This is a genomic window from Mesobacillus jeotgali, assembly GCF_900166585.1.
In the GTDB taxonomy this organism is placed as follows: domain Bacteria; phylum Bacillota; class Bacilli; order Bacillales; family Cytobacillaceae; genus Mesobacillus; species Mesobacillus jeotgali_A.
In genome coordinates this window covers 1-19850 of the sequence record NZ_FVZC01000005.1, presented here as the reverse complement: position 1 = coordinate 19850, position 19850 = coordinate 1, and the positions used below count along the sequence as shown (strand labels likewise).

Genomic DNA, 19850 nt, shown 5'->3' with positions numbered 1-19850 from the left:
TTAGGGGACATGTGTTCCCTGAATCTTTAAATAGAGACTGAGGGGGGAAATCTTGTGAATTTGGTTCTGATGGGGCTTCCGGGTGCCGGTAAGGGCACGCAAGCCGATAAAATTGTTGGTAAATACAACATCCCTCATATCTCAACTGGAGATATGTTCCGTGCAGCTATCAAAGAAGGAACGGAACTTGGATTACAGGCAAAATCATTTATGGACAAGGGAGAGCTGGTTCCTGATGAAGTAACGATCGGGATCGTCCGTGAACGCTTAAGCAAAGAAGACTGTGAGAATGGATTCCTTCTTGATGGATTTCCGCGTACAGTTGCCCAGGCTGAAGCTCTGGACACCATGCTTGCTGATCTTGGAAAAAAAATCGATTATGTCATTAACATTGATGTGGATCAGAGTATCCTTATGGAGCGTTTGACAGGTCGCAGAATTTGTAAAAACTGTGGAGCTACTTACCACCTAGTGTTCAACCCTCCTGCAAAGGAAGGCGTTTGTGACCGCTGTGGCGGCGAGCTTTATCAGCGCGCTGATGACAATTCAGAAACAGTTCAAAACCGACTGGATGTTAATATCCAGCAAACAAAGCCTCTGTTAAACTTCTATGAAGATAAAGGTTACTTACGCAATATCAACGGTCAGCAGGACATTAATGTTGTGTTTGCTGATATCGAAGAGTTGCTTGGGGGCTTATATTAATGATCATTTGCAAAACCCCTCGTGAAATAGAAATTATGCGGGATGCAGGTCGCATTGTAGCGCTGACACACCAGGAGCTGAAGAATCATATTGCTCCCGGCATTACAACTAAAGAGCTGGATGCAATTGCTGAGGATTTTATCCGCAAACAAGGTGCAACTCCTTCTTTTAAAGGTTATAATGGTTTTCGCGGCAGCATCTGTGCATCCGTTAATGAAGAACTAGTTCACGGGATACCTGGCGGTCGGGTTCTTAATGAAGGTGACATCATCAGTATTGATATCGGTGCAAAGTACAACGGATACCACGGGGACTCTGCTTGGACTTACCCGGTAGGCAAGATTGATGAGGGAGCACAGCGCCTGTTGGATGTGACGGAAGAGTCATTGTTCATCGGCCTGAAGGAAGCTAAGCCAGGAGAACGTCTTTCGAACATCTCCCATGCAATTCAAACGTATGTGGAATCAGAAGGCTTTTCTATTGTTCGTGAGTATGTCGGCCATGGAATTGGGCAAGAATTGCATGAAGACCCGCAAATTCCTCATTACGGCCCTCCTAACAGAGGACCGAGGCTGAAGCCTGGGATGGTTCTGTGCATAGAACCGATGGTGAATGCAGGAAGCCGCTATGTTAATACGTTAGCCGATAATTGGACTGTTGTAACGGTTGACGGTAAGATGTGTGCCCATTTTGAGCATACCATTGCGATCACTGAAACTGGTTTTGAGATTTTGACAAAAGCCTGATCACGGTGTTCAGCCGTCTGATTCTGTTTTTTAGTCTTTAAATAGGCAAAAATGATTTTTCAATGCGGACGGGGAGACAGCTTTATGTTATAATCATAAGGTTGAATATTTCTGAACAATATTCTCGATTGCATGCCGTATCACAAATAGAAAGTTACATTCCGCAGCTGCGGGCATGATTTAATACGACTTTGAATAAAGAAGGGAGACCAGTACATGGCGAAAGATGATGTAATTGAAATTGAAGGCACAGTAATAGAAACTTTGCCGAATGCAATGTTTAAGGTAGAATTAGAGAATGGTCATACAGTGTTGGCTCATGTTTCCGGCAAAATCAGAATGCACTTCATTCGGATCCTGCCTGGAGATAAAGTAACAGTTGAGCTTTCTCCATATGATTTGACTCGCGGAAGAATTACTTACCGCTTTAAATAAACCGTGACTCCGTACTATCAAGGAGGTTAGAGTAATGAAAGTGAGACCATCTGTTAAGCCAATCTGTGAAAAGTGTAAAGTCATCCGCAGAAAAGGCAAAGTAATGGTGATCTGTGAAAACCCTAAACATAAACAAAAACAAGGTTAATAATAAAGGAGGTGCGCATCTAGATGGCACGTATTGCTGGTGTAGACATTCCACGTGAAAAGCGTGTAGTTATTGCTTTAACATATATTTACGGAATTGGCAGATCAACTGCTGAGAAGGTTCTTGCTGAGGCTGGTGTTTCTGAAGACACTCGCGTTCGCGATCTTACTGAAGAGGAACTTAACAAAATCCGTGATATCATCGACAAGTTAAAGGTTGAAGGTGACCTTCGCCGTGAGATTTCTTTAAATATCAAGCGTCTAATGGAGATCGGTTCATTCCGTGGCTTGCGTCATCGTCGTGGATTGCCTGTTCGCGGACAAAACACGAAGAACAACGCACGTACTCGTAAAGGTCCTCGTAAGACTGTAGCTAACAAGAAAAAATAATCCGTAAAGGAGGGTAACATTTAAATGGCTCGTAAAACTAATACACGCAAACGCCGCGTCAAAAAGAATATTGAAAGTGGAGTTGCGCATATTCGTTCAACTTTCAACAATACTATCGTAACAATTACAGACGTACATGGTAATGCATTATCATGGTCTAGTGCAGGTGCGCTTGGTTTCAAGGGTTCACGTAAATCCACTCCATTCGCAGCACAAATGGCAGCAGAAACTGCAGCTAAGACTTCTATGGAACATGGTTTGAAAACTCTTGAGGTTACTGTTAAAGGACCAGGTGCTGGCCGTGAAGCAGCAATCCGTGCTCTTCAAGCAGCAGGTCTTGAAGTAACAGCGATCAAAGACGTTACTCCAGTTCCACATAACGGCTGCCGCCCGCCAAAACGTCGCCGTGTTTAATTTTTCTGTATAGAATTTGTAGTCCTGTCTATAATGGGATATGATACAAATATTTTCTAGGTATACAGAAATCATTAATCCAGTTGTTGTGCACAAACGGGAACGTATACATGGGGGAATTTCGGTAAGGTAAAAGCCTGCCGGGGTTTCGACGTTTTGAAGGAGGGTATATTTGATGATCGAAATAGAAAAACCAAAAATCGAAACGGTTGAGATCAGCGATGATGCCAAGTACGGCAAGTTTGTCGTAGAACCGCTTGAGCGTGGATATGGTACAACTTTGGGTAACTCCTTACGTCGTATCCTATTATCCTCACTCCCAGGTGCAGCTGTCACATCGATTCAAATCGATGGAGTACTTCATGAGTTCTCAACAATTGAAGGCGTCGTAGAAGATGTAACATCAATCATTTTGAACGTTAAGAAATTGGCGTTGAAAATCTACTCTGATGAAGAGAAGACACTTGAAATCGATATTCAGGGCGAGGGTCCAGTCACTGCGGGTTCAATCACGCATGACAGTGATGTTGAAATCCTGAATCCGGATCTTCATATCGCTACTCTTTCAAGCAAGGGTTCATTGCGTATGCGCCTGCATGCTAGAAGAGGACGCGGGTACAATCCTGCTGACCAAAACAAGCGTGAAGACCAGCCGATCGGTGTCATTCCAATCGACTCTATCTACACACCGGTATCACGAGTATCTTATCAAGTAGAAAACACACGCGTAGGGCAAATGACGAATTATGACAAGCTGGTATTTGACGTATGGACAGATGGCAGCACAGGTCCTAAGGAAGCTATTGCACTAGGTTCTAAAATCCTGACTGAGCACTTGAATATTTTTGTCGGCCTTACTGACGAAGCTCAAAATGCTGAGATCATGGTAGAGAAAGAAGAAGACCAAAAAGAAAAAGTCCTTGAAATGACTATTGAAGAACTTGATCTTTCTGTTCGTTCATATAACTGCTTAAAGCGTGCTGGTATCAACACTGTCCAGGAGCTTGCTCACAAGACAGAAGAAGATATGATGAAAGTGCGTAACCTTGGCAGAAAATCACTAGAAGAAGTAAAAGCAAAACTAGAAGAGCTAGGCTTAGGCCTACGCAAAGATGACTAGTTATTGATTAACTAGCCATTTTGCTGTCAGACCTAAACTTGAAGCTTATGACTTCAACAAAGGAGGGAAACACTCATGGGATACAGAAAGTTAGGACGCACAAGTGCCCAGCGTAAAGCAATGCTACGTGACTTAACAACTGATTTGATTATCAATGAGCGTATTGAAACTACTGAAACACGTGCGAAAGAGCTTCGTTCAGTTGTTGAGAAAATGATTACTCTTGGAAAGCGCGGAGACCTTCATGCTCGCCGTCAAGCAGCTTCTTGGGTTCGCAATGAAGTTGCTAACGCTGAAACAAAACAGGATGCAGTTCAAAAACTATTCGCTGACATCGCTCCACGTTATGCTGAGCGCCAAGGTGGATACACTCGTATTATGAAACTTGGACCACGCCGCGGTGACGGTGCGCCAATGGTCATTATCGAGTTAGTTTAATACCATTAAACACTCAAACAAGGGCGATGGACAGTTTATACAAACTTGTTTCATCCCCTTTTTTTACTATACAGGGATCTCCCTGGTGAAAACTTAAAAAAAGCAGCACAAGCCAAAAACGAGCGTTATGATGCGCAGGCCACTGGGAAAGAAGAGTTCACTGGCCACATCGGCCGGTTATTCCAGGGAACTTCAAGCACTTTGGATCGGCGGCGGATTGATCTTGGATCAATTGCGTACTGGAGCTGTTCTGCCTGTCTCGTCTAGCTCATGCACTTCTCCCCAGTCCTTTAAGGACCTGCACTCTGCGGATCGCTTCCGCGCGGGGAGAGGTGCAGGCTTTTTTTATATTCAAAGCTTTTTATAATGATTACTAATTAAAGAGAGAAGAGACAGTAAAGAAGAGTCGAGAGGAGGGCGGAGATGAGCAAACCACTTGTAAGTATAGAAGGCGTTACTTTCAGCTATGAAGGACAGCAGACGCCTGCTTTGAAAAATATCAGCTTTGATATTATAGAAGGAGAATGGCTGGCGATTGTCGGTCATAATGGTTCGGGCAAATCGACGCTGGCAAAATTATTGAATGGGCTTCAGTTTCCACAGGAAGGTATAATTAATGTATGCGGAACTCAATTGTCTGAAGATACAGTGTGGGAAATCAGAAAAAATGTAGGAATGGTTTTTCAAAATCCTGATAACCAGTTCGTGGGAACGACTGTAAGGGATGATGTGGCTTTTGGTCTGGAAAATCACGGAGTGCCTCGGGAAACGATGGTAGAGCGTGTACAGACTTCACTTGATAAAGTCAAAATGGGAACCTTTCTGAATCAAGAGCCGCACCATCTATCAGGCGGACAGAAACAGCGTGTCGCCATTGCGGGTGTGCTGGCTTTACAACCATCCATCATCATTTTGGATGAAGCGACATCCATGCTTGACCCACGCGGACGCGCTGAAGTAATAGAAACAGTACGAGAATTGAAAGAACGCGAGAAGATTACGGTAATATCGATTACTCATGACCTCGAGGAGGCTGCGAAAGCCGACAGAATCATTGTCATGAATAAGGGAGAGCTATACCGTGAAGGAACTCCCGAAGAGATTTTTGAGATGGATGAGGAGCTGGTTAAGCTGGGTCTGGATATTCCTTTCCCGGTAAAAATGAGCAAGATCATCCGTCAAAAAGGAATTGGACTTACCAAAACATATTTGACAGAAGAAGAGCTGGTGACGGAATTATGGACATCTTACTCAAAAATGTAGAATATCGTTACCAGGCCGATTCCCCGTTCGAACGTCTTGCGATTTCTGATGTTTCAATTAATATCCCTTCAGGAACCTACCTTGCTGTCATTGGCCATACTGGTTCGGGAAAGTCTACTGTCCTTCAGCACTTGAATGCACTGTTGAAACCCACAAAAGGCTCAGTCCTGATCGGCAGCAGAGAAATCAAGGCGGGACGGAAAGAAAAGAACTTGAAGGGTGTCCGTGAAAAGGTGGGCATCGTTTTCCAATTTCCGGAGCATCAATTATTTGAAGAGACGGTTGAAAAGGATATCATGTTTGGCCCAATGAATTTCGGTGTTTCAGAACAGGAAGCAAAGGAACGTGCAAGGGCGGCTCTCAAACTCGTAGGCATGCCTGAGGACATTCTTGAAAAGTCGCCGTTCGACCTTTCCGGCGGCCAGATGAGGCGCGTGGCAATTGCCGGTGTGCTTGCAATGGAGCCAGAGGTCATCGTACTTGACGAGCCGACTGCGGGTTTGGACCCGCGTGGGCGGAAAGAAATTATGGACTTATTTTATACTCTTCATAAAAAAAGAAACCTATCCACTGTTCTTGTCACCCATAGTATGGAGGACGCAGCCAGATATGCGGACGAAATTGTTGTCATGCACCAGGGCAAGGTTTTTACAAAAGGGACACCCGATCAGATATTTTCCGATCCAAAAGCATTGCTGGAGCTTGGGCTTGATGTGCCGGAAGTAGTCGGCTTGCAGCTGAAAATAGAAGAAGCCTTCCAGACCAAATTCAGCAAGATCAGCCTCTCTGAAGAGGAGCTCGCCGAAATTGTCGCGGCGTTCCTGAAAGGGGGCGGTCCAAAATGATGGAGAAGATGATTTTTGGCCGTTATGTACCGGGAGATTCAGTCCTTCACCGGATGGATCCGCGCTCGAAGCTGATCATAGTCTTCCTGTTCGTCATCGTCGTATTTATCGCGAACAATGTGCTGACCTATGGTATTTTAGCCGCTTACACGCTTATTATGGTAGGACTCTCCAGGATTCCTCTCAGATTCTTGTATGGCGGGCTTAAACCAGTTTTCCTGCTAGTCCTTTTTACGTTTTTAATTCACATTTTCATGACAAAAGAAGGGGAAATTATTCTCGATTTAGGCTGGCTGAAAATCTACGAGGAAGGTCTGAGGCAAGGGATATTTATTTCATTGCGTTTCCTGCTGCTGATCCTCATGACGTCACTTTTGACACTGACGACCACGCCTATCGAGATTACCGATGGACTTGAGACATTGCTGAATCCCTTGAAGAAATTCAGGTTCCCTGTACACGAGCTTGCCTTGATGATGTCTATTTCCCTCAGATTCATCCCAACGCTCATGCAGGAAACCGATAAAATCATGAAGGCCCAAACAGCACGAGGGGTAGAGTATAACAGCGGTCCCATCAAGGAAAGGATCAAGGCGATCGTACCTTTGTTGATCCCGCTCTTCATCAGCTCGTTTAAACGCGCAGAGGAGCTTGCAGTCGCAATGGAGGCACGAGGCTATCAGGGAGGCGAAGGCCGCACGAAATATCGCCAGCTGACATGGGGTATGGTTGATACCTCTATGATTCTTTTTCTGGCAGCCGTCACGGTTCTATTAATCGTTTTAAGAGGGTAGTCATTATGCCGCGAATTAAATGTACAATTTCATATGACGGTACCGGCTTTTCCGGCTATCAGGTGCAGCCGGGCAAAAGGACTGTCCAGGGAGAGCTGGAAAAGGCCCTGGAGAAGCTGAATAAGGGAACATGCATCAGGGTGATTGCATCGGGCCGTACTGATGCAGGAGTACATGCCCGCGGGCAGGTGATCCATTTTGATACAAAACTCGAAATTGAGCCATCCAGATGGCAAATTGCGCTCAATTCCCTGCTTCCTGATGATATTGCCGTCAGCTCAGTGGAGTTAGCACAGCCGGATTTCCATGCCCGATTCGATGCAATTGGCAAGGAGTATCGTTATTTCTTGCTGCTGGCAAAGCATCGGGATCCATTTCAGCGGAATTATGCCTACCAATTTCCATATGAACTAGATTATGGGGCAATGAGGAAAGCGGGCAGACTGCTGCTGGGTACTCATGATTTCACTAGTTTTTGCTCGGCTAAAACTGAGGTGGAAGACCGGGTGAGAACATTGCGGGAAATCGATATTTACGAAGAGAATGGCCTGCTTGTATTTCGGTTCACAGGAGATGGCTTCCTGTACAATATGGTAAGGATACTCGTCGGGACCTTGCTGGAAGTCGGCACAGGCAGAAGGGATGCCGGCAGCATGCAAGAGCTGCTCGAGAACCTGGATCGTACGCGGGCCGGCAAGACCGCTCCTGGACACGGACTTTACCTTTGGAAAGTCTTTTATGAAAATAAAGATCCTCAATTCGAAAATTAATTTTAAAAAAATGATATGACAACTAATCCTGGTGTTGACAATCTCTCAACCACAGGTTAAGATATCATATGTATGTATTTTAAACCCACGATCAGCCCCGGAAGAGCTTTATCGTGTTTGAAAATATACCAAATGAACTTGATTTTTTTTTGACTATTTAGGAGGGAAACTCATGCGTACAACGTTTATGGCTAATGCCAACAATATCGAGCGTAAATGGTACGTAGTTGATGCTGCAGGCAAGACTCTAGGTCGCCTTTCTACTGAAGTTGCAGCTATTCTGCGTGGTAAACATAAACCAACTTTCACACCACATGTTGACACTGGTGATCACGTAATCATCATCAACGCTTCAAAGATCGAACTTACTGGTAAGAAACTTACTGACAAAATCTACTACCGCCACACAATGCACCCAGGTGGATTGAAGCAAAGAACAGCTCTTGAAATGCGTACTAACTACGCTGAAAAGATGCTTGAACTTGCAATCAAAGGTATGCTTCCAAAGAACTCTCTTGGACGCCAAATGTTTAAAAAGCTTCATGTATATGCTGGCAATGAGCATCCACATCAAGCACAACAACCTGAAGTTTACGAACTTCGCGGATAATTATTAAGGAGGTAATTAACTTGGCACAGGTTCAATATATCGGTACCGGTCGTCGTAAGAGCTCCGTTGCGCGAGTTCGTTTAGTACCAGGCACTGGAAAAATTACAATCAACGATCGTGAAATTGAAGATTATATCCCATTCGCAGCTCTACGTGAAGTAGTTAAGCAGCCGCTTGTTGCTACTGAAACTGTAGGAAGCTACGATATCCACGTTAACGTAAATGGCGGTGGATACACTGGCCAGGCTGGCGCAATCCGCCACGGTATCGCTCGTGCGTTACTTCAAGCTGACCCAGAATTCCGTCCAACACTTAAGCGTGCAGGACTTCTTACTCGTGACGCTCGTATGAAAGAACGTAAGAAATACGGTCTTAAAGGCGCTCGTCGTGCACCTCAGTTCTCAAAGCGTTAATTTTACGCTTCGGAAAGACTCTCAACCTTGGTTGGGGGTCTTTTTTATATGGTGGGAATGAGGTGTTTTATAATGAACTTGAAAAAAACGTTCAGAATTTCCATTTCGCCAATGAACTTCCCCAATAAAATATATCAGGTATCAGATTTCATACAAATAAACGGAGGCATTACGACTATGCCCCCGCCTAACACCTAATCTTCGTAACCTTGCATGGAATCCATATGGCTTGCGATCATCGCAATAATTGTAGGAGCTTCTTCTTTAGTAAAGATGAAGTTTGTTTCGTCTTTAATCAGATCGTCATCTTCAGTCCAAATACGGTTGATGCGGCGAAGGACACCGTCTCCTGTTTCCTGGACCAATCCAAACTGATAGGTCACTTCTACATCATTTTCCATAAAGAATGCAGTTACCTCAGGAGTTTCCCATTCCACATCAATTTCTTCAAGGATGTCATCTTCGTCGATGATTTCCGTCATGTAAAGTTCTTCGTCATCCATATCATCCATATCATCATCGCTGGTGTCTACATATATGGTGTTATCATCATCCGCTTCATAAACGACTTCGATATCTTCGTCGTCATCGTTTATGTAATCATGAAACCCTTCGTGTACGGCATCGACGATATCATCAATATCAGAAAGAATGACTCTTGCCGGCTGCTCAAGTTCGTCATCTATTGTCTCTGTATAAAATTCCTCGTTGTGAGGATCGAAATACAAGGTATAGAAGTAATCTCTCTCGCCATCCTCGTAATCCACAAAGAACTCGATTCTTGGGTGTTTCGAACCTCTCTCAACAGCCATCTGGCCTTCCTGGTCATATTTTTCACAGATGGATTCAAGATGATCCTGCAACTCTCCGACTACTCGGTCAAACCATTCCATTGACATAGAAACCATTCCTCTCATCAGTAATCAGGAATAGTTTGCCCAGCCAAAAAAAAATCCTCATAGCCAGTATCAGGAAATTGCTGATGCTGATGTTCACTATATAGTATAAAACGGTACCAAAATCAGCTTAAGTAATCCTGAGTGCTTGCTTTTAAGCAATTAGGGAGCAAAAGGGCAGGGTATAAGAGTTTAAATTTCCTTCTTCTTAATAAACCTTAGTATCTCTTCCAGAGACTGATTTTGTTTTGCTGAAGTGATGACTTTGAACAAGTCTCCTTTCTCCTGGATTCTTTTTGTCATATTCAATATGGTAAAGTTGGCTGGCGTAATCCCAATTTCTACCTCGTCCCAGGTGAGGGGAGTGGCGACTGTTGCTCCTGGTTTTGCTCTGGCAGAATACACTGCAGGCATCGTCCGGCCTTTCCAAAGCTGCAAATAATCAAAATAAAGCTTATTTCCCCTTTTTGAAACGGTTCGTTCAAGGGTAATTTGCTTAGGGAATTGCTCAGCAAAATAATGAGCAATAAAAGTATTGATCTTCCTTGTTTCTTCGAAAGTATAAATCGGCTGGATGGGTACGAAAATTTGCATGCCAGAAGAGCCTGACGTCCTGGGCACCGATAAAAGACCTAATGAATCAAGCAGCTGCTTCAGTCTGATGGATACGTCCAATACTAAGTGAAAGCTGTCCGTATCCGGCGGATCAAGGTCAAATGCGATTTCGAGAGGATAGCCGGGTTTATCATAACGGTCAAATGGCACGTGAAATTCAAGGGCGCCATAGTTTGCAGCCCAAATAAGGGTAGCCCTGTCATTGAGCAATATCCTCTTTTTATTTTTATAAAATTTGCTGCTAACCCATATGGGCGCCTGTTCAGGGACCGACCTTTTTTCGATTTTCATGCTATTGATGCCATGCGGATACATCCAGATCATTAACAGCCTTTCCATCGTATGTTGAATCAAATACGGCGAAACTTCGAGCAAATAGGTTATATAGTCCTTTTTTGTAACCCCCTCATCTTCCCACAGGATTTTATCAGGGTTCACTATTTCAATACTTTTGCCATCCACTAATAGCTCATTCACCAAATTCACCTCCAGGTGGATACTGACATATTATTTCCGTCTATTTTGCTCATACTAGCTATTATTTATCTCATTGGGGTGATCAACTTGGAACCTATTTTTGCAATGGAACCGGTCAGCACTGAAACGATTCCGGATGGCGAGGAGTGGGTGGCGCAGGTCAAATGGGATGGAGTCAGAATTCTTACGTATGCTGATCATCTCGGTGTTAAGCTTTTTAACCGCAAAAAAAATGAGAGAACGATGCATTACCCGGAAATCAGAAAGATAAATGACTACTGTACCAGTCAGTCCGTAATTTTAGATGGAGAAGTAATAGCCTTAGATGAAAACGGTCTGCCTTCGTTCCAGCAAGTAATGAAGCGGGATGGTCTGAGAATTTTAGAGCGGATTGAAATGGCTGCAGAATCTATACCGATTGTCTATATGATTTTTGATGTTATCTATCTGGACGGGGAGTGGATTAATCAAAAGCCTTATCAATACAGGAATGAGATACTTCAGCAAATCATTAAGCCGAATGCACATATCCAGGTTGTTCCTACAGTCACAGAGACGCAAGGCTTATTTCATGCGATAAAGGAAAAAGGAATGGAAGGCATCATTTTAAAAAGGTTAGATTCCCCATATACAATAGGGAAGAAACGGGCCGACTGGCTTAAGGTTAAAAATTATCGTGATACGATTGCTGTCATTGGCGGTTTTACTTTGAGAGATCGGACCATAAACTCAATCCTGCTTGGTTTATATGATGCTGAGGGAAATTTTTATTATGTCGGCCATACCGGAATTGGCAAAATGACACAGGGTGACTGGAGGGAGCTTACAAAAGAGCTGACAGAAATCCAGGTACAGGAACATCCCTTTACCGAGAAACCGAGGCACCATGCCAATGCCATCTGGGTATGGCCCAAAAAGACAGTGAAAATTAAATTTGCGGAATGGACCGAGTCAGGAGCGATGAGGCAGCCGAGCATTGAAGGATTTATTCAAGTTCCTCCCTATGAGTGTTTACTTGAATAAATCTTGCTATGGCCTTCTCCCGTTATTCTTTTATACCTTCGAGCCAATCCTGGTAGCACTCTGGACAGAGTGGTTTGTCTACCTGTTCATCAGCAATGGTAAAAATGCCATGATGACTGGTTTCTCCTAAAGAGTTTGCGCAATAAAAGCATTGATCCTCCATCTTGATCCTCCTTTTTATTTTTAGGTTTTGCTAAGGGAGGAAATTATATATCTGTTACGGGAAGGTAAGAATTGGACAGCAGAAAAGAGGAGAACTAGGATAATAAACTCATGAATGATCCAGCAAGCGCGTCGGTATTAGGAGTATAAGAAGGCACTCGTTAGAAGATAAACCACATAAAAAACTCAAAAACCGCCCGAGTGCAGGCGGTTTTCACTTATAGTCCAAGCATTTTTTCAGCTTGCTCTGGAAAATCAATAAAAGGGTTCCGGTTTCCCTGCAGTTCCTGTATAGAGAAATTTCGATGCTTTTCGTAAACGGTAACTGGATTCACAAAATGCCATCGCAGCAGCAAGCGAAAGTCGAAACGATTCGTAATATCGACTTCATTCATGTATCTTAATGCAAAATAGAATACAGCCCTGGCGACAATTCCTTTTCCGTATTCTGGCTCGAATTTCCCTTCCTCTGCCATACCGCAGCCTGTCCGGATTCTCTGGGCTTGAATATCTGGCTCATAACCTTGGAAATCGTGATAGGGGAAGTTACTCCTCATGCTGTTGCAGCCTGGCTCACAGGCGAACAGATGATGAAGATCACCTCGCATAGGCTCATTGCCATCGAACCATGATTGGGGCACAACGTGTTCGGTATTGAATGTAGCCTTGGAATTGGCAGCCATGCCTGCATCTTGCAGAGCTTCTATCTGCTGCAAATCTTCTTTAATTACCTTCACCGGATCCAGATCCCGCCCAGAGTATAAGCTCTTTAACTGAAGGTTCTCTTGCAGATCCACCCATGGATATACATATTCATGTGGCGAATATCTCAAATAGGACGTATGGGTTTCGATAAGCAGATAGCTAAGTTCTTCAGGTGTAAAAACTGCATTGCAGTAATACTTGTCCCGGATTCCAGAGTCCAGTTCAGCCTCATAATACGTTCTATTCTCAATGCTTTCAATATAAAACTCGACTGATGGCAGGATCATATAGCATCCATGGCCATGGTTTTAAAGCTCTGGTCAAAGATTTCTGCTAGATGCTCCGGTACAGTAAGGTAAACAAGTCCATTGCCTTCGAGCTTAGGTGAATTGCCTAGCGGTACGGTCCGCTTAATCAATTGACCGTATAATTCGGGTTCTGACAGTTCCCGTTCAAACTGGGCTTCTGCGTATGATTTAATCAATGCAAGTGCACCGGATACGTGCGGTGCGGCCATTGAAGTTCCGCTTAAGGTTGCATATTTTCCGTTTAGATAGGTGGAAGTAATTCGCTCACCCGGAGCTACGACATCAATTTCATTATGTGAGTTTGTAAAATCGGAAGAACCTCGTTCAAGGTTTACCGCACCGACACTGATGACTTCATTATAGGCACCTGGATAGGCAAACTCGTTGGTTGAGTCATCCCCATCGCCTTCATTGCCGGCAGCGCAAACGACGAGAATATTTTTAGCAACAGCGGTTTTGATTGCCTCATGTAATTCCGGAACGTCAGCGGGTCCGCCGAGTGACATCGAGATGATATCCACTTCTTGTTCAATCGCATATTGAATGCCCTTGATGATCCACTCGTATTTTCCAGAGCCAGCCTTGTTCAATACTTTTACGATCAATAGCCCAGCCTCGGGCGCAACACCAATCACGCCATCATTATTTTCCTGGGCGGCGATTGTACCGGCAACATGTGTTCCATGGCCGTTATAATCTGTGTAGATATCAGGATTGCTGCGGTCGTCATCTGTAAAATTCCTTCCGCCAATGATTCGGTCCTTTAAATCAGGGTGGGTTGATTCGCAGCCTGTGTCAAGAACAGCAACTTTAACGCCTTTCCCTTTGGTTCTGTCCCAAAGCTTCGGTGCCTGAATCAACTCGACTCCTTGGGGCACCTCTTTGATTTCCTCTGACTCCTCGATCACCTTGTAAGGTATAACGCGAACATCTTGCTCCATATCTTTCCCTCCTTAGAGATAAAATTGAAGCGAGTTCTAGTTGTAATAATAAGTCTAACAATTCTGAAAATTAAAGAACAGTTTCAATAGTAGGGTTTTTAATAGTAAGAGAATAACCAAATATGGGCATTTCATCCTAATGGGTGGATCACTATATTATACAGTAAACGTCTGTGAAAACTGGAAACGGAAACGTCCGTAATGGCTGCATTACAGTCTCCTGCAGGTTGAACACTATTTCCTAAGGGGTGAATTAACTTTGAACGTCGTAACGACATTTATAGATAAAAGAAAGCAAAAACAAGTGAAATATGAGCGATCAATGCTCCGTGAACTATCCATCAACATCCTGCAAAACAGGGTGAAACAATATTTCAGCTCGTCAAGGCTTACCTCAAACCTCATAATGAACTCGGGAATTGAAGAAGCCTGCTACGATGTAGCGATCGAAGCTTATCTGCTTGGCGCGAAATTCAGCCGTTTTGGCTATTACGGGGAAAACATATCAGCCGTGAAACCCCGCTGTGAAAAAGAAGAGCGCCATTTGATTGACACCTTATATAACTTTTTCCTGTTTTGGGGAAAGGGTGAAGAGGGTGTGGGATCAGAAGAGCTTTACTATCTGTGCGAACAATATGTCGACAGCTGGTGGAGAGAAGGGTTTATGAAGGGTGAAAAGAAATATAAGCTAAGACTCCATTAAGAGCATAGTTCTAAACCGTCTACCTGTCCCATATAGTTTATTATCAGGGACTAGCGGGAGGATGGTTTAGAACATGCGGAAGAACCTTAAGATTGGATTGTTTGCAGCCGGACTTGCCGTGCTGTTCCTTATATTGCAGTATGATTTTACTGAAAACGATTCATGGGAATCCTGGAACCTGCCTCTTACTGGGAAAGTCATCTATCTAGATCCCGGTCATGGGGGAGTAGATCCCGGTGCAGGTGATGAAGATCCTTTTGAAAAAGAAATCGCACTGAATGTTTCCCTCAAGCTGCGGGATTATCTTCAGCAGCAGGGAGCCCTGGTTATCATGACGCGAGAAACAGATATGGATCTTGCCGACAAGGGCCTTAAGGGATACAGCAAACGAAAGGTCCAGGATTTAAAAAGGCGGCTGGATTTAATTAACGATTCTGAAGCAGACTTTTTCGCGACGATCCATTTAAATGCAATTCCATCCTCGAAGTGGAAAGGTGCGCAAACCTTCTACTCAACGAATTATAAAGAAAACAAACGAGCCGCCAAACTTATCCAGGATGAATTGCGCCGGAATCTCGAAAACACCGACCGTGATGCGAAGGCGGCAAACAGTATTTACCTTCTCAAGCATACGAACAAACCGGGAGTCCTGGTTGAAATCGGCTTCCTATCTAATCCAGGAGAAGCTGCAAACCTAAGACAGGAAGACTACCAGGAGAAAGTGGCTGCCTCCATCTATGAGGGAATGCTCAGGTATTTTACTGACGAACAAAAATTTTGGGAAAAGTAAGAAGGGTCCAGGATCCTTCTTTTTTCATTGGTAAAAATATCTTTCAGAAATGTGTGATAGGTTTAACACTAGGGAATTTTATCATTATGGTATACTGGCATTGTAGATAAATTTTACAGAGGAAGGTGTCATTATGTTAACTGAAGCTAAGGTGCGTGAAAGTCTAAAAGACCTTAAAGATCCATTTTTACATAAAACACTTGAAGAGCTAAATGCAATCGAAGAAATAAAGATAAAAGAAGAGAAGAACCATGTAAGCGTTAAAATCGGCATTGCGAAAACAGGTACAGCGGAACAGCTGCAGCTGCAAACCGTAATCGTAAACACTTTGAAAAGTGCTGGAGCAGCGTCAGTAGGATTGCGCTTCTTCGACCTTCCAGCCGAAGTTCTATCTAAATTCCAGACAGCGGCGCCTGAAGAAGAGGAAGGCCTGCTTTCTCCAAACAGCAAAACAACATTCATCGCCATTGCGAGCGGAAAAGGCGGAGTCGGAAAATCTACCGTTTCCGTTAACCTCGCTGTCTCTCTCGCACGATTAGGCAAAAAGGTTGGACTTGTGGATGCCGATATTTATGGCTTCAGTGTTCCTGACATGATGGGAATCACAAAGCGTCCTGTTGTAAGAGGGGAAAGAATCATCCCGGTTGAAAGACATGGTGTAAAAGTCATTTCCATGGGCTTCTTTGTTGAGGATAATGCACCAATCATCTGGCGCGGCCCAATGCTTGGCAAAATGCTGAATAGTTTCTTCAATGAAGTAGAATGGGGCGAGCTTGATTACCTGCTATTGGATTTGCCTCCAGGAACAGGTGACGTTGCATTGGATGTACATACAATGCTGCCTTCCTGCAAAGAAATCATCGTCACCACTCCACACCCAACAGCTGCATTCGTTGCAGCACGTGCAGGAGCAATGGCACTTAGAACAGAACATGAAATCCTTGGTGTCATCGAAAATATGTCTTACTTTGAAAGCAGACTGACTGAGGAGAAAGAATATGTCTTCGGTCAGGGCGGCGGTGAAAAGCTGGCGGGCGAGCTGAACACTAAGCTGCTGGGCAAGCTTCCTCTTGGACAGCCAACCTGGAATGAAGAGGATTTTGCTCCTTCCATTTATCAGGAAGACGATAAAATTGGCGCTATTTATACAAACATCGCACAAGAAGTTGTACAAATGCTTGAGAAGAAGTAATATTAAAAGCCTCTCCTTTTTGGAGAGGCTTTTATTTGTGGTTTTATTGTCCTCCAGAACCGCCGCCAGATTCACCAGAACCGCCGCCGCCAGAACCGCCGCCGCCGGAACCACCGCCACCGCCGCCGCCTTCTGGCTTTTGAGTCGGAATTTCTTCAGCAGATTTGATAATCATTGCCTGCAGCTTTGCTTTGAACAGTGGGCTTTCAAACGTTTCGGTCATTACTTTCTGCAAGTGTTCTCTGTACTCTTTGCTTTTAAGGACCGTGGTCAATTCTTTTTCTAATTCAGGATCCTTCATGACCTCAATCATCATGCCTTTATATTCCGGATCCTTCATAAGGTCCTTCAGCAGTTGTTCGTTTTCCTTTTTCATGCTTTTTGCGACACTTTCCGCAAATTTGGGATCTTCAAAGGACTTTTTCCAGAAATCCATGCCTTTATCAGATGTTAGTGTCTTCTCGATTGTATCGGTTACGACCGGCTGGTCCATGATTAGCTTTTCCTTCATGCCGTCGTCACCCATAACTTCCTGGATCGCCTTTTTGCCATCATCAGTTTTCAGGATGTCGACAACCATTTTCTTTGTTTCTTCATAATCAACCTGTCCCCCGCCTGACTCGGTTGGAGCACAGCCGGCAGCCAATAATAAAAAGGATGCGGGGAGGACTACTTTAATCCATTTTTTCATTTCTTGATCCCCTTTCACATAGACAGCCCTAATTTTAGGATGAGTAATAAGACAAATTGTTATACACAAAAAGCGACACCTAGATTTTTCAAACCCGCATTGGTACAATCAAATAGTGCAGTTTAATTTAGTTTCTGGGGGAAAAAATCGTGACTAGCCGTAATTGGGTACACTTGTTTGTCACTACATTGGTTGTTGGAGCCGTAACGACCGCTGTGGTTGGCTTTATTGTTCGCTGGAGCGAATTTCAGCAGCTGTTAAGTGATTTTAACATTCTTGAATTCCTTTCAATTTTAGTATGGCTTATGGGCATCGGTCTTATATTTAGTATTCTTAGCCAAATGGGGTTCTTTGCATATTTGACGATCCACCGTTTTGGACTGGGGATTTTTAAATCATTATGGAACGCAGTGCAGATGCTCCTGATTGCCTTTGTACTGTTTGACCTTGTTTATCTCAGGTATGATGTCTTTGCCGAGAAAGGTGAAAGCGTCCTGCCATATATAGGGCTTGCCGCAATCGTCCTTGTTGCCGGAATCATCGTTGCAATGCTGAAGGTAAGACAAACAAATAAAGAAGCTTTTATACCAGCATTGTTTTTCATGGTTGTCGTAACAGTAATTGAATGGGTACCGATCCTTCGAGTTAATGAGCAAAGCTGGGTATATCTTATGCTTTTCCCGCTGTTAGTCTGCAATGCATACCAGCTGATGGTGCTGCATAAGCTTAACCAGAAATCCATCGAGGAACGGAAAGCCCTTGAGAAAAAAAGAACAACAAACAAAAAAGCACAAAAAAAACCGTCCAACGCATAGTTGGGCGGTTATTTTACTTCTGATGATTTAGAGTCACCATTTGCAATCATCTCGGATACGGTGACCATTTTTAAATTTTTTGACCGGATATCTTTAAGTACAAGAGGCAAGGCTTCTGCAGTTTGTTTGGCGGAATCAGAAGCATGCATCAGCAGGATATCCCCTTTTTTTGCTTTTGCAGCATTTTCGGCAATTACCGTGGTTCCCGGATTCGTCCAGTCCTTTGTATCAAGACTCCAGTGGACGACCGTATACCCAAGCCGGTCAGCAATCTTTAAGGTGCGCTGGTCAAAGTGGCCGGTTGGAGCACGAAGCAATTCAATGTTCTTCACATTCAGCTTCTTAAAAGCTTCCTGCGCCTTCAGGATGTCCCGCCTGATTTTTTCTTCCTCGAGTTCAGTGTAATCCTTATACTCGTACCCTAGCATGCCGATTTCATATCCTTCTTTCACCATTCTGCTGACAAGGTCAGGATGCCTTTCTGCCCAGGAGCCGGACAAAAAGAATGTAACCGCTCCAGCTTTTTGCTTGGCCAGCACATCGAGGATCGGTCCAGCCTTCTCATCACCCCAGCCAATATTAAAGGTTAAAGCCAGATCATTTTCTCCCTGATAAATTGCTTTAGGACCATCTTTTGCAGAAAAAGCCGGTACCTGGACCATGTTTTCCATATAGAAGAACCATGCTGTAAAAAAGGCTGCGACTACTATAACAAAAACGGTTTTAATTGACTTCGCATTCATCACATAAAAGAAATTCATTTTTCTCACCACCTCGTCCACTGCACTCCTTGTCTAATTTTTATTCAGGCTTTCAAAAGATATGATAATTATGATTATAAAAATCAGGAAAAAAGATAACACTACAATCACTATGTGAAAACGAACAGGAGTGTATGTATGCTTGGTGTTCTGGTCAATGAGAAGGAATTAAAGGAAATCGAATACTTAATAAAAAGAGAGATGGATGAAATTCTGTTTGATCTCAGAGATGAACGCATCGATCATATTGTAAAAAGATCAATGAGAGAGCGATATCAAATTTTGTTTTCACTGTTTAAAAGAGTGGCGCCTCCAAAGGAATGCCTGAAGTATATGCCGGCCAAGAAAAGCACGTCCAGAGGGTAAGATACAAAAAGATAGGTTTTTTAATATTTGATGTTGACGGGAATAAATTATCCTGTTATATTAATAAACGTCGCTGCTGAGCGAATCGCTAAAACGATGAATCAGCGATGAAAAATAATAAAGAATGTGGTTGACATTAAGTTGGTCGCATGATATATTATGAAAGTCGCTTACGAGCGGCGAACAATGAAATTGTTCTTTGAAAACTAAACAAACAAGCGTCAACAAACAATAAATTATTCATGGCTTCTATTATAGAAGAACATGAGCCAACGTTTTAACTTATGAGCTAACTCATAACTCTTTTTTGGAGAG

General features: G+C 43.6%; 27 protein-coding genes. 20 read left to right on the top strand and 7 right to left on the bottom strand.

The window, feature by feature from the left end; translation table 11 throughout:
- The first annotated feature begins 54 nt into the window (after positions 1-54).
- The 14 genes from B5X77_RS00720 (at position 55) to rpsI (ending at position 9090) form a co-directional block, all read left to right on the top strand.
- Complete coding sequence (locus B5X77_RS00720; protein WP_079504249.1) at positions 55-705, top strand: adenylate kinase; 651 nt, start codon at positions 55-57, stop codon at positions 703-705.
- On the top strand, positions 705-1451 hold the full coding sequence (map, locus tag B5X77_RS00715; RefSeq protein ID WP_079504247.1) for a type I methionyl aminopeptidase: 747 nt from the start codon (positions 705-707) through the stop codon (positions 1449-1451). The genes B5X77_RS00720 and map overlap by 1 nt, the downstream gene beginning before the upstream one ends.
- Positions 1452-1667: 216 nt before the next feature.
- Complete coding sequence (infA, locus tag B5X77_RS00710) at positions 1668-1886, top strand: translation initiation factor IF-1 (protein ID WP_009791305.1); 219 nt, start codon at positions 1668-1670, stop codon at positions 1884-1886.
- A gap of 34 nt (positions 1887-1920) precedes the next feature.
- Entirely contained in the window at positions 1921-2034 is a 114-nt protein-coding gene (gene rpmJ / locus B5X77_RS00705) for a 50S ribosomal protein L36 (protein ID WP_003156543.1), read from the top strand.
- Between the two features lie 23 nt (positions 2035-2057).
- On the top strand, positions 2058-2423 hold the full coding sequence (gene rpsM / locus B5X77_RS00700; RefSeq protein WP_079504246.1) for a 30S ribosomal protein S13: 366 nt from the start codon (positions 2058-2060) through the stop codon (positions 2421-2423).
- A gap of 24 nt (positions 2424-2447) precedes the next feature.
- Positions 2448-2837 (top strand): 30S ribosomal protein S11, encoded by a 390-nt coding sequence (rpsK, locus tag B5X77_RS00695; protein WP_023626407.1) that lies wholly within the window; start codon positions 2448-2450, stop codon positions 2835-2837.
- A 175-nt stretch (positions 2838-3012) separates the two neighbouring features.
- A complete protein-coding gene (locus B5X77_RS00690; RefSeq protein WP_079504244.1) occupies positions 3013-3957 on the top strand; it encodes a DNA-directed RNA polymerase subunit alpha in 945 nt (314 codons plus the stop codon).
- 75 nt (positions 3958-4032) lie between these two features.
- Positions 4033-4395: a 50S ribosomal protein L17 gene (rplQ, locus tag B5X77_RS00685; protein WP_079504243.1), complete on the top strand. Its 363-nt coding sequence runs from the start codon at positions 4033-4035 to the stop codon at positions 4393-4395.
- Positions 4396-4818: 423 nt separating this feature from the next.
- Positions 4819-5658: an energy-coupling factor ABC transporter ATP-binding protein gene (locus B5X77_RS00680; RefSeq protein ID WP_079504242.1), complete on the top strand. Its 840-nt coding sequence runs from the start codon at positions 4819-4821 to the stop codon at positions 5656-5658.
- On the top strand, positions 5634-6503 hold the full coding sequence (locus tag B5X77_RS00675) for an energy-coupling factor ABC transporter ATP-binding protein (RefSeq protein WP_079504241.1): 870 nt from the start codon (positions 5634-5636) through the stop codon (positions 6501-6503). The genes B5X77_RS00680 and B5X77_RS00675 overlap by 25 nt, the downstream gene beginning before the upstream one ends.
- Positions 6500-7297 (top strand): energy-coupling factor transporter transmembrane component T family protein, encoded by a 798-nt coding sequence (locus B5X77_RS00670; protein ID WP_079504240.1) that lies wholly within the window; start codon positions 6500-6502, stop codon positions 7295-7297. The genes B5X77_RS00675 and B5X77_RS00670 overlap by 4 nt, the downstream gene beginning before the upstream one ends.
- Positions 7298-7302: 5 nt before the next feature.
- Positions 7303-8067, top strand: coding sequence for a tRNA pseudouridine(38-40) synthase TruA (gene truA / locus B5X77_RS00665; protein WP_079504239.1), 765 nt, complete (start codon positions 7303-7305; stop codon positions 8065-8067).
- Positions 8068-8239: 172 nt separating this feature from the next.
- Positions 8240-8677 carry a 50S ribosomal protein L13 gene (rplM, locus tag B5X77_RS00660; RefSeq protein ID WP_079504238.1) on the top strand — a complete coding sequence of 146 codons (438 nt, stop codon included), beginning with the start codon at positions 8240-8242 and terminating at the stop codon, positions 8675-8677.
- 20 nt (positions 8678-8697) lie between these two features.
- Positions 8698-9090: a 30S ribosomal protein S9 gene (rpsI, locus tag B5X77_RS00655; protein WP_023626399.1), complete on the top strand. Its 393-nt coding sequence runs from the start codon at positions 8698-8700 to the stop codon at positions 9088-9090.
- Between the two features lie 194 nt (positions 9091-9284).
- Here the strand turns inward: rpsI and B5X77_RS00650 are convergent, their stop codons facing one another.
- Positions 9285-9989, bottom strand: coding sequence for a hypothetical protein (locus B5X77_RS00650; protein ID WP_079504236.1), 705 nt, complete (start codon positions 9987-9989; stop codon positions 9285-9287).
- Positions 9990-10178: 189 nt separating this feature from the next.
- A complete protein-coding gene (gene ligD / locus B5X77_RS00645; protein WP_257391688.1) occupies positions 10179-11078 on the bottom strand; it encodes a non-homologous end-joining DNA ligase in 900 nt (299 codons plus the stop codon).
- A 78-nt stretch (positions 11079-11156) separates the two neighbouring features.
- On the opposite strand from ligD (B5X77_RS00645), the gene ligD (B5X77_RS00640) reads away from it, so the two are divergent.
- Positions 11157-12101, top strand: a complete 945-nt coding sequence (ligD, locus tag B5X77_RS00640; RefSeq protein WP_306807278.1) for a non-homologous end-joining DNA ligase — start codon at positions 11157-11159, stop codon at positions 12099-12101.
- A 22-nt stretch (positions 12102-12123) separates the two neighbouring features.
- Here the strand turns inward: ligD (B5X77_RS00640) and B5X77_RS23110 are convergent, their stop codons facing one another.
- The 3 genes from B5X77_RS23110 to B5X77_RS00630 form a co-directional block, all read right to left on the bottom strand.
- A complete protein-coding gene (locus tag B5X77_RS23110; protein ID WP_176167188.1) occupies positions 12124-12264 on the bottom strand; it encodes a hypothetical protein in 141 nt (46 codons plus the stop codon).
- Positions 12265-12481: 217 nt separating this feature from the next.
- On the bottom strand, positions 12482-13255 hold the full coding sequence (locus B5X77_RS00635; protein ID WP_079504233.1) for an endonuclease I family protein: 774 nt from the start codon (positions 13253-13255) through the stop codon (positions 12482-12484).
- The gene (locus tag B5X77_RS00630) at positions 13252-14217 is read right to left on the bottom strand and encodes a S8 family peptidase (protein ID WP_079504232.1); all 966 of its coding nucleotides are present in this window, start codon (positions 14215-14217) and stop codon (positions 13252-13254) included. The genes B5X77_RS00635 and B5X77_RS00630 overlap by 4 nt, the downstream gene beginning before the upstream one ends.
- Positions 14218-14476: 259 nt before the next feature.
- On the opposite strand from B5X77_RS00630, the gene B5X77_RS00625 reads away from it, so the two are divergent.
- From B5X77_RS00625 to B5X77_RS00615, 3 genes are all read left to right on the top strand, one after another.
- Positions 14477-14920, top strand: a complete 444-nt coding sequence (locus B5X77_RS00625; RefSeq protein ID WP_079504231.1) for a YbaK family protein — start codon at positions 14477-14479, stop codon at positions 14918-14920.
- A gap of 73 nt (positions 14921-14993) precedes the next feature.
- Positions 14994-15710, top strand: coding sequence for an N-acetylmuramoyl-L-alanine amidase CwlD (gene cwlD / locus B5X77_RS00620; protein ID WP_079504229.1), 717 nt, complete (start codon positions 14994-14996; stop codon positions 15708-15710).
- Positions 15711-15843: 133 nt separating this feature from the next.
- A complete protein-coding gene (locus B5X77_RS00615) occupies positions 15844-16902 on the top strand; it encodes a P-loop NTPase (RefSeq protein ID WP_079504228.1) in 1059 nt (352 codons plus the stop codon).
- 43 nt (positions 16903-16945) lie between these two features.
- Here B5X77_RS00615 and gerD read toward each other — a convergent pair whose 3' ends face one another.
- The gene (gene gerD / locus B5X77_RS00610) at positions 16946-17593 is read right to left on the bottom strand and encodes a spore germination lipoprotein GerD (protein ID WP_176167187.1); all 648 of its coding nucleotides are present in this window, start codon (positions 17591-17593) and stop codon (positions 16946-16948) included.
- Positions 17594-17742: 149 nt separating this feature from the next.
- Here gerD and B5X77_RS00605 point away from each other — a divergent pair, with 149 nt between their 5' ends.
- Positions 17743-18408, top strand: a complete 666-nt coding sequence (locus B5X77_RS00605) for a KinB-signaling pathway activation protein (RefSeq protein WP_079504226.1) — start codon at positions 17743-17745, stop codon at positions 18406-18408.
- Between the two features lie 8 nt (positions 18409-18416).
- Here B5X77_RS00605 and B5X77_RS00600 read toward each other — a convergent pair whose 3' ends face one another.
- A complete protein-coding gene (locus tag B5X77_RS00600; RefSeq protein WP_079504225.1) occupies positions 18417-19169 on the bottom strand; it encodes a polysaccharide deacetylase family protein in 753 nt (250 codons plus the stop codon).
- A gap of 138 nt (positions 19170-19307) precedes the next feature.
- On the opposite strand from B5X77_RS00600, the gene B5X77_RS00595 reads away from it, so the two are divergent.
- Positions 19308-19535 (top strand): hypothetical protein, encoded by a 228-nt coding sequence (locus B5X77_RS00595; protein WP_079504224.1) that lies wholly within the window; start codon positions 19308-19310, stop codon positions 19533-19535.
- The last annotated feature ends 315 nt before the right edge of the window (positions 19536-19850 follow it).

Excerpts from the sequence above, each read along its gene's own strand:
- map (WP_079504247.1), top strand. The coding sequence starts at position 705 with ATGATCATTTGCAAAACCCCTCGTGAAATAGAAATTATGCGGGATGCA.
- infA (WP_009791305.1), top strand. The coding sequence starts at position 1,668 with ATGGCGAAAGATGATGTAATTGAAATTGAAGGCACAGTAATAGAAACT.
- rpmJ (WP_003156543.1), top strand. The coding sequence starts at position 1,921 with ATGAAAGTGAGACCATCTGTTAAGCCAATCTGTGAAAAGTGTAAAGTC.
- rpsM (WP_079504246.1), top strand. The coding sequence starts at position 2,058 with ATGGCACGTATTGCTGGTGTAGACATTCCACGTGAAAAGCGTGTAGTT.
- rpsK (WP_023626407.1), top strand. The coding sequence starts at position 2,448 with ATGGCTCGTAAAACTAATACACGCAAACGCCGCGTCAAAAAGAATATT.
- B5X77_RS00690 (WP_079504244.1), top strand. The coding sequence starts at position 3,013 with ATGATCGAAATAGAAAAACCAAAAATCGAAACGGTTGAGATCAGCGAT.
- rplQ (WP_079504243.1), top strand. The coding sequence starts at position 4,033 with ATGGGATACAGAAAGTTAGGACGCACAAGTGCCCAGCGTAAAGCAATG.
- B5X77_RS00680 (WP_079504242.1), top strand. The coding sequence starts at position 4,819 with ATGAGCAAACCACTTGTAAGTATAGAAGGCGTTACTTTCAGCTATGAA.
- B5X77_RS00675 (WP_079504241.1), top strand. The coding sequence starts at position 5,634 with ATGGACATCTTACTCAAAAATGTAGAATATCGTTACCAGGCCGATTCC.
- B5X77_RS00670 (WP_079504240.1), top strand. The coding sequence starts at position 6,500 with ATGATGGAGAAGATGATTTTTGGCCGTTATGTACCGGGAGATTCAGTC.
- truA (WP_079504239.1), top strand. The coding sequence starts at position 7,303 with ATGCCGCGAATTAAATGTACAATTTCATATGACGGTACCGGCTTTTCC.
- rplM (WP_079504238.1), top strand. The coding sequence starts at position 8,240 with ATGCGTACAACGTTTATGGCTAATGCCAACAATATCGAGCGTAAATGG.
- B5X77_RS00650 (WP_079504236.1), bottom strand. The coding sequence starts at position 9,989 with ATGTCAATGGAATGGTTTGACCGAGTAGTCGGAGAGTTGCAGGATCAT.
- B5X77_RS23110 (WP_176167188.1), bottom strand. The coding sequence starts at position 12,264 with ATGGAGGATCAATGCTTTTATTGCGCAAACTCTTTAGGAGAAACCAGT.
- B5X77_RS00635 (WP_079504233.1), bottom strand. The coding sequence starts at position 13,255 with ATGATCCTGCCATCAGTCGAGTTTTATATTGAAAGCATTGAGAATAGA.
- B5X77_RS00630 (WP_079504232.1), bottom strand. The coding sequence starts at position 14,217 with ATGGAGCAAGATGTTCGCGTTATACCTTACAAGGTGATCGAGGAGTCA.
- cwlD (WP_079504229.1), top strand. The coding sequence starts at position 14,994 with ATGCGGAAGAACCTTAAGATTGGATTGTTTGCAGCCGGACTTGCCGTG.
- B5X77_RS00615 (WP_079504228.1), top strand. The coding sequence starts at position 15,844 with ATGTTAACTGAAGCTAAGGTGCGTGAAAGTCTAAAAGACCTTAAAGAT.
- gerD (WP_176167187.1), bottom strand. The coding sequence starts at position 17,593 with ATGAAAAAATGGATTAAAGTAGTCCTCCCCGCATCCTTTTTATTATTG.
- B5X77_RS00600 (WP_079504225.1), bottom strand. The coding sequence starts at position 19,169 with ATGAATTTCTTTTATGTGATGAATGCGAAGTCAATTAAAACCGTTTTT.
- B5X77_RS00595 (WP_079504224.1), top strand. The coding sequence starts at position 19,308 with ATGCTTGGTGTTCTGGTCAATGAGAAGGAATTAAAGGAAATCGAATAC.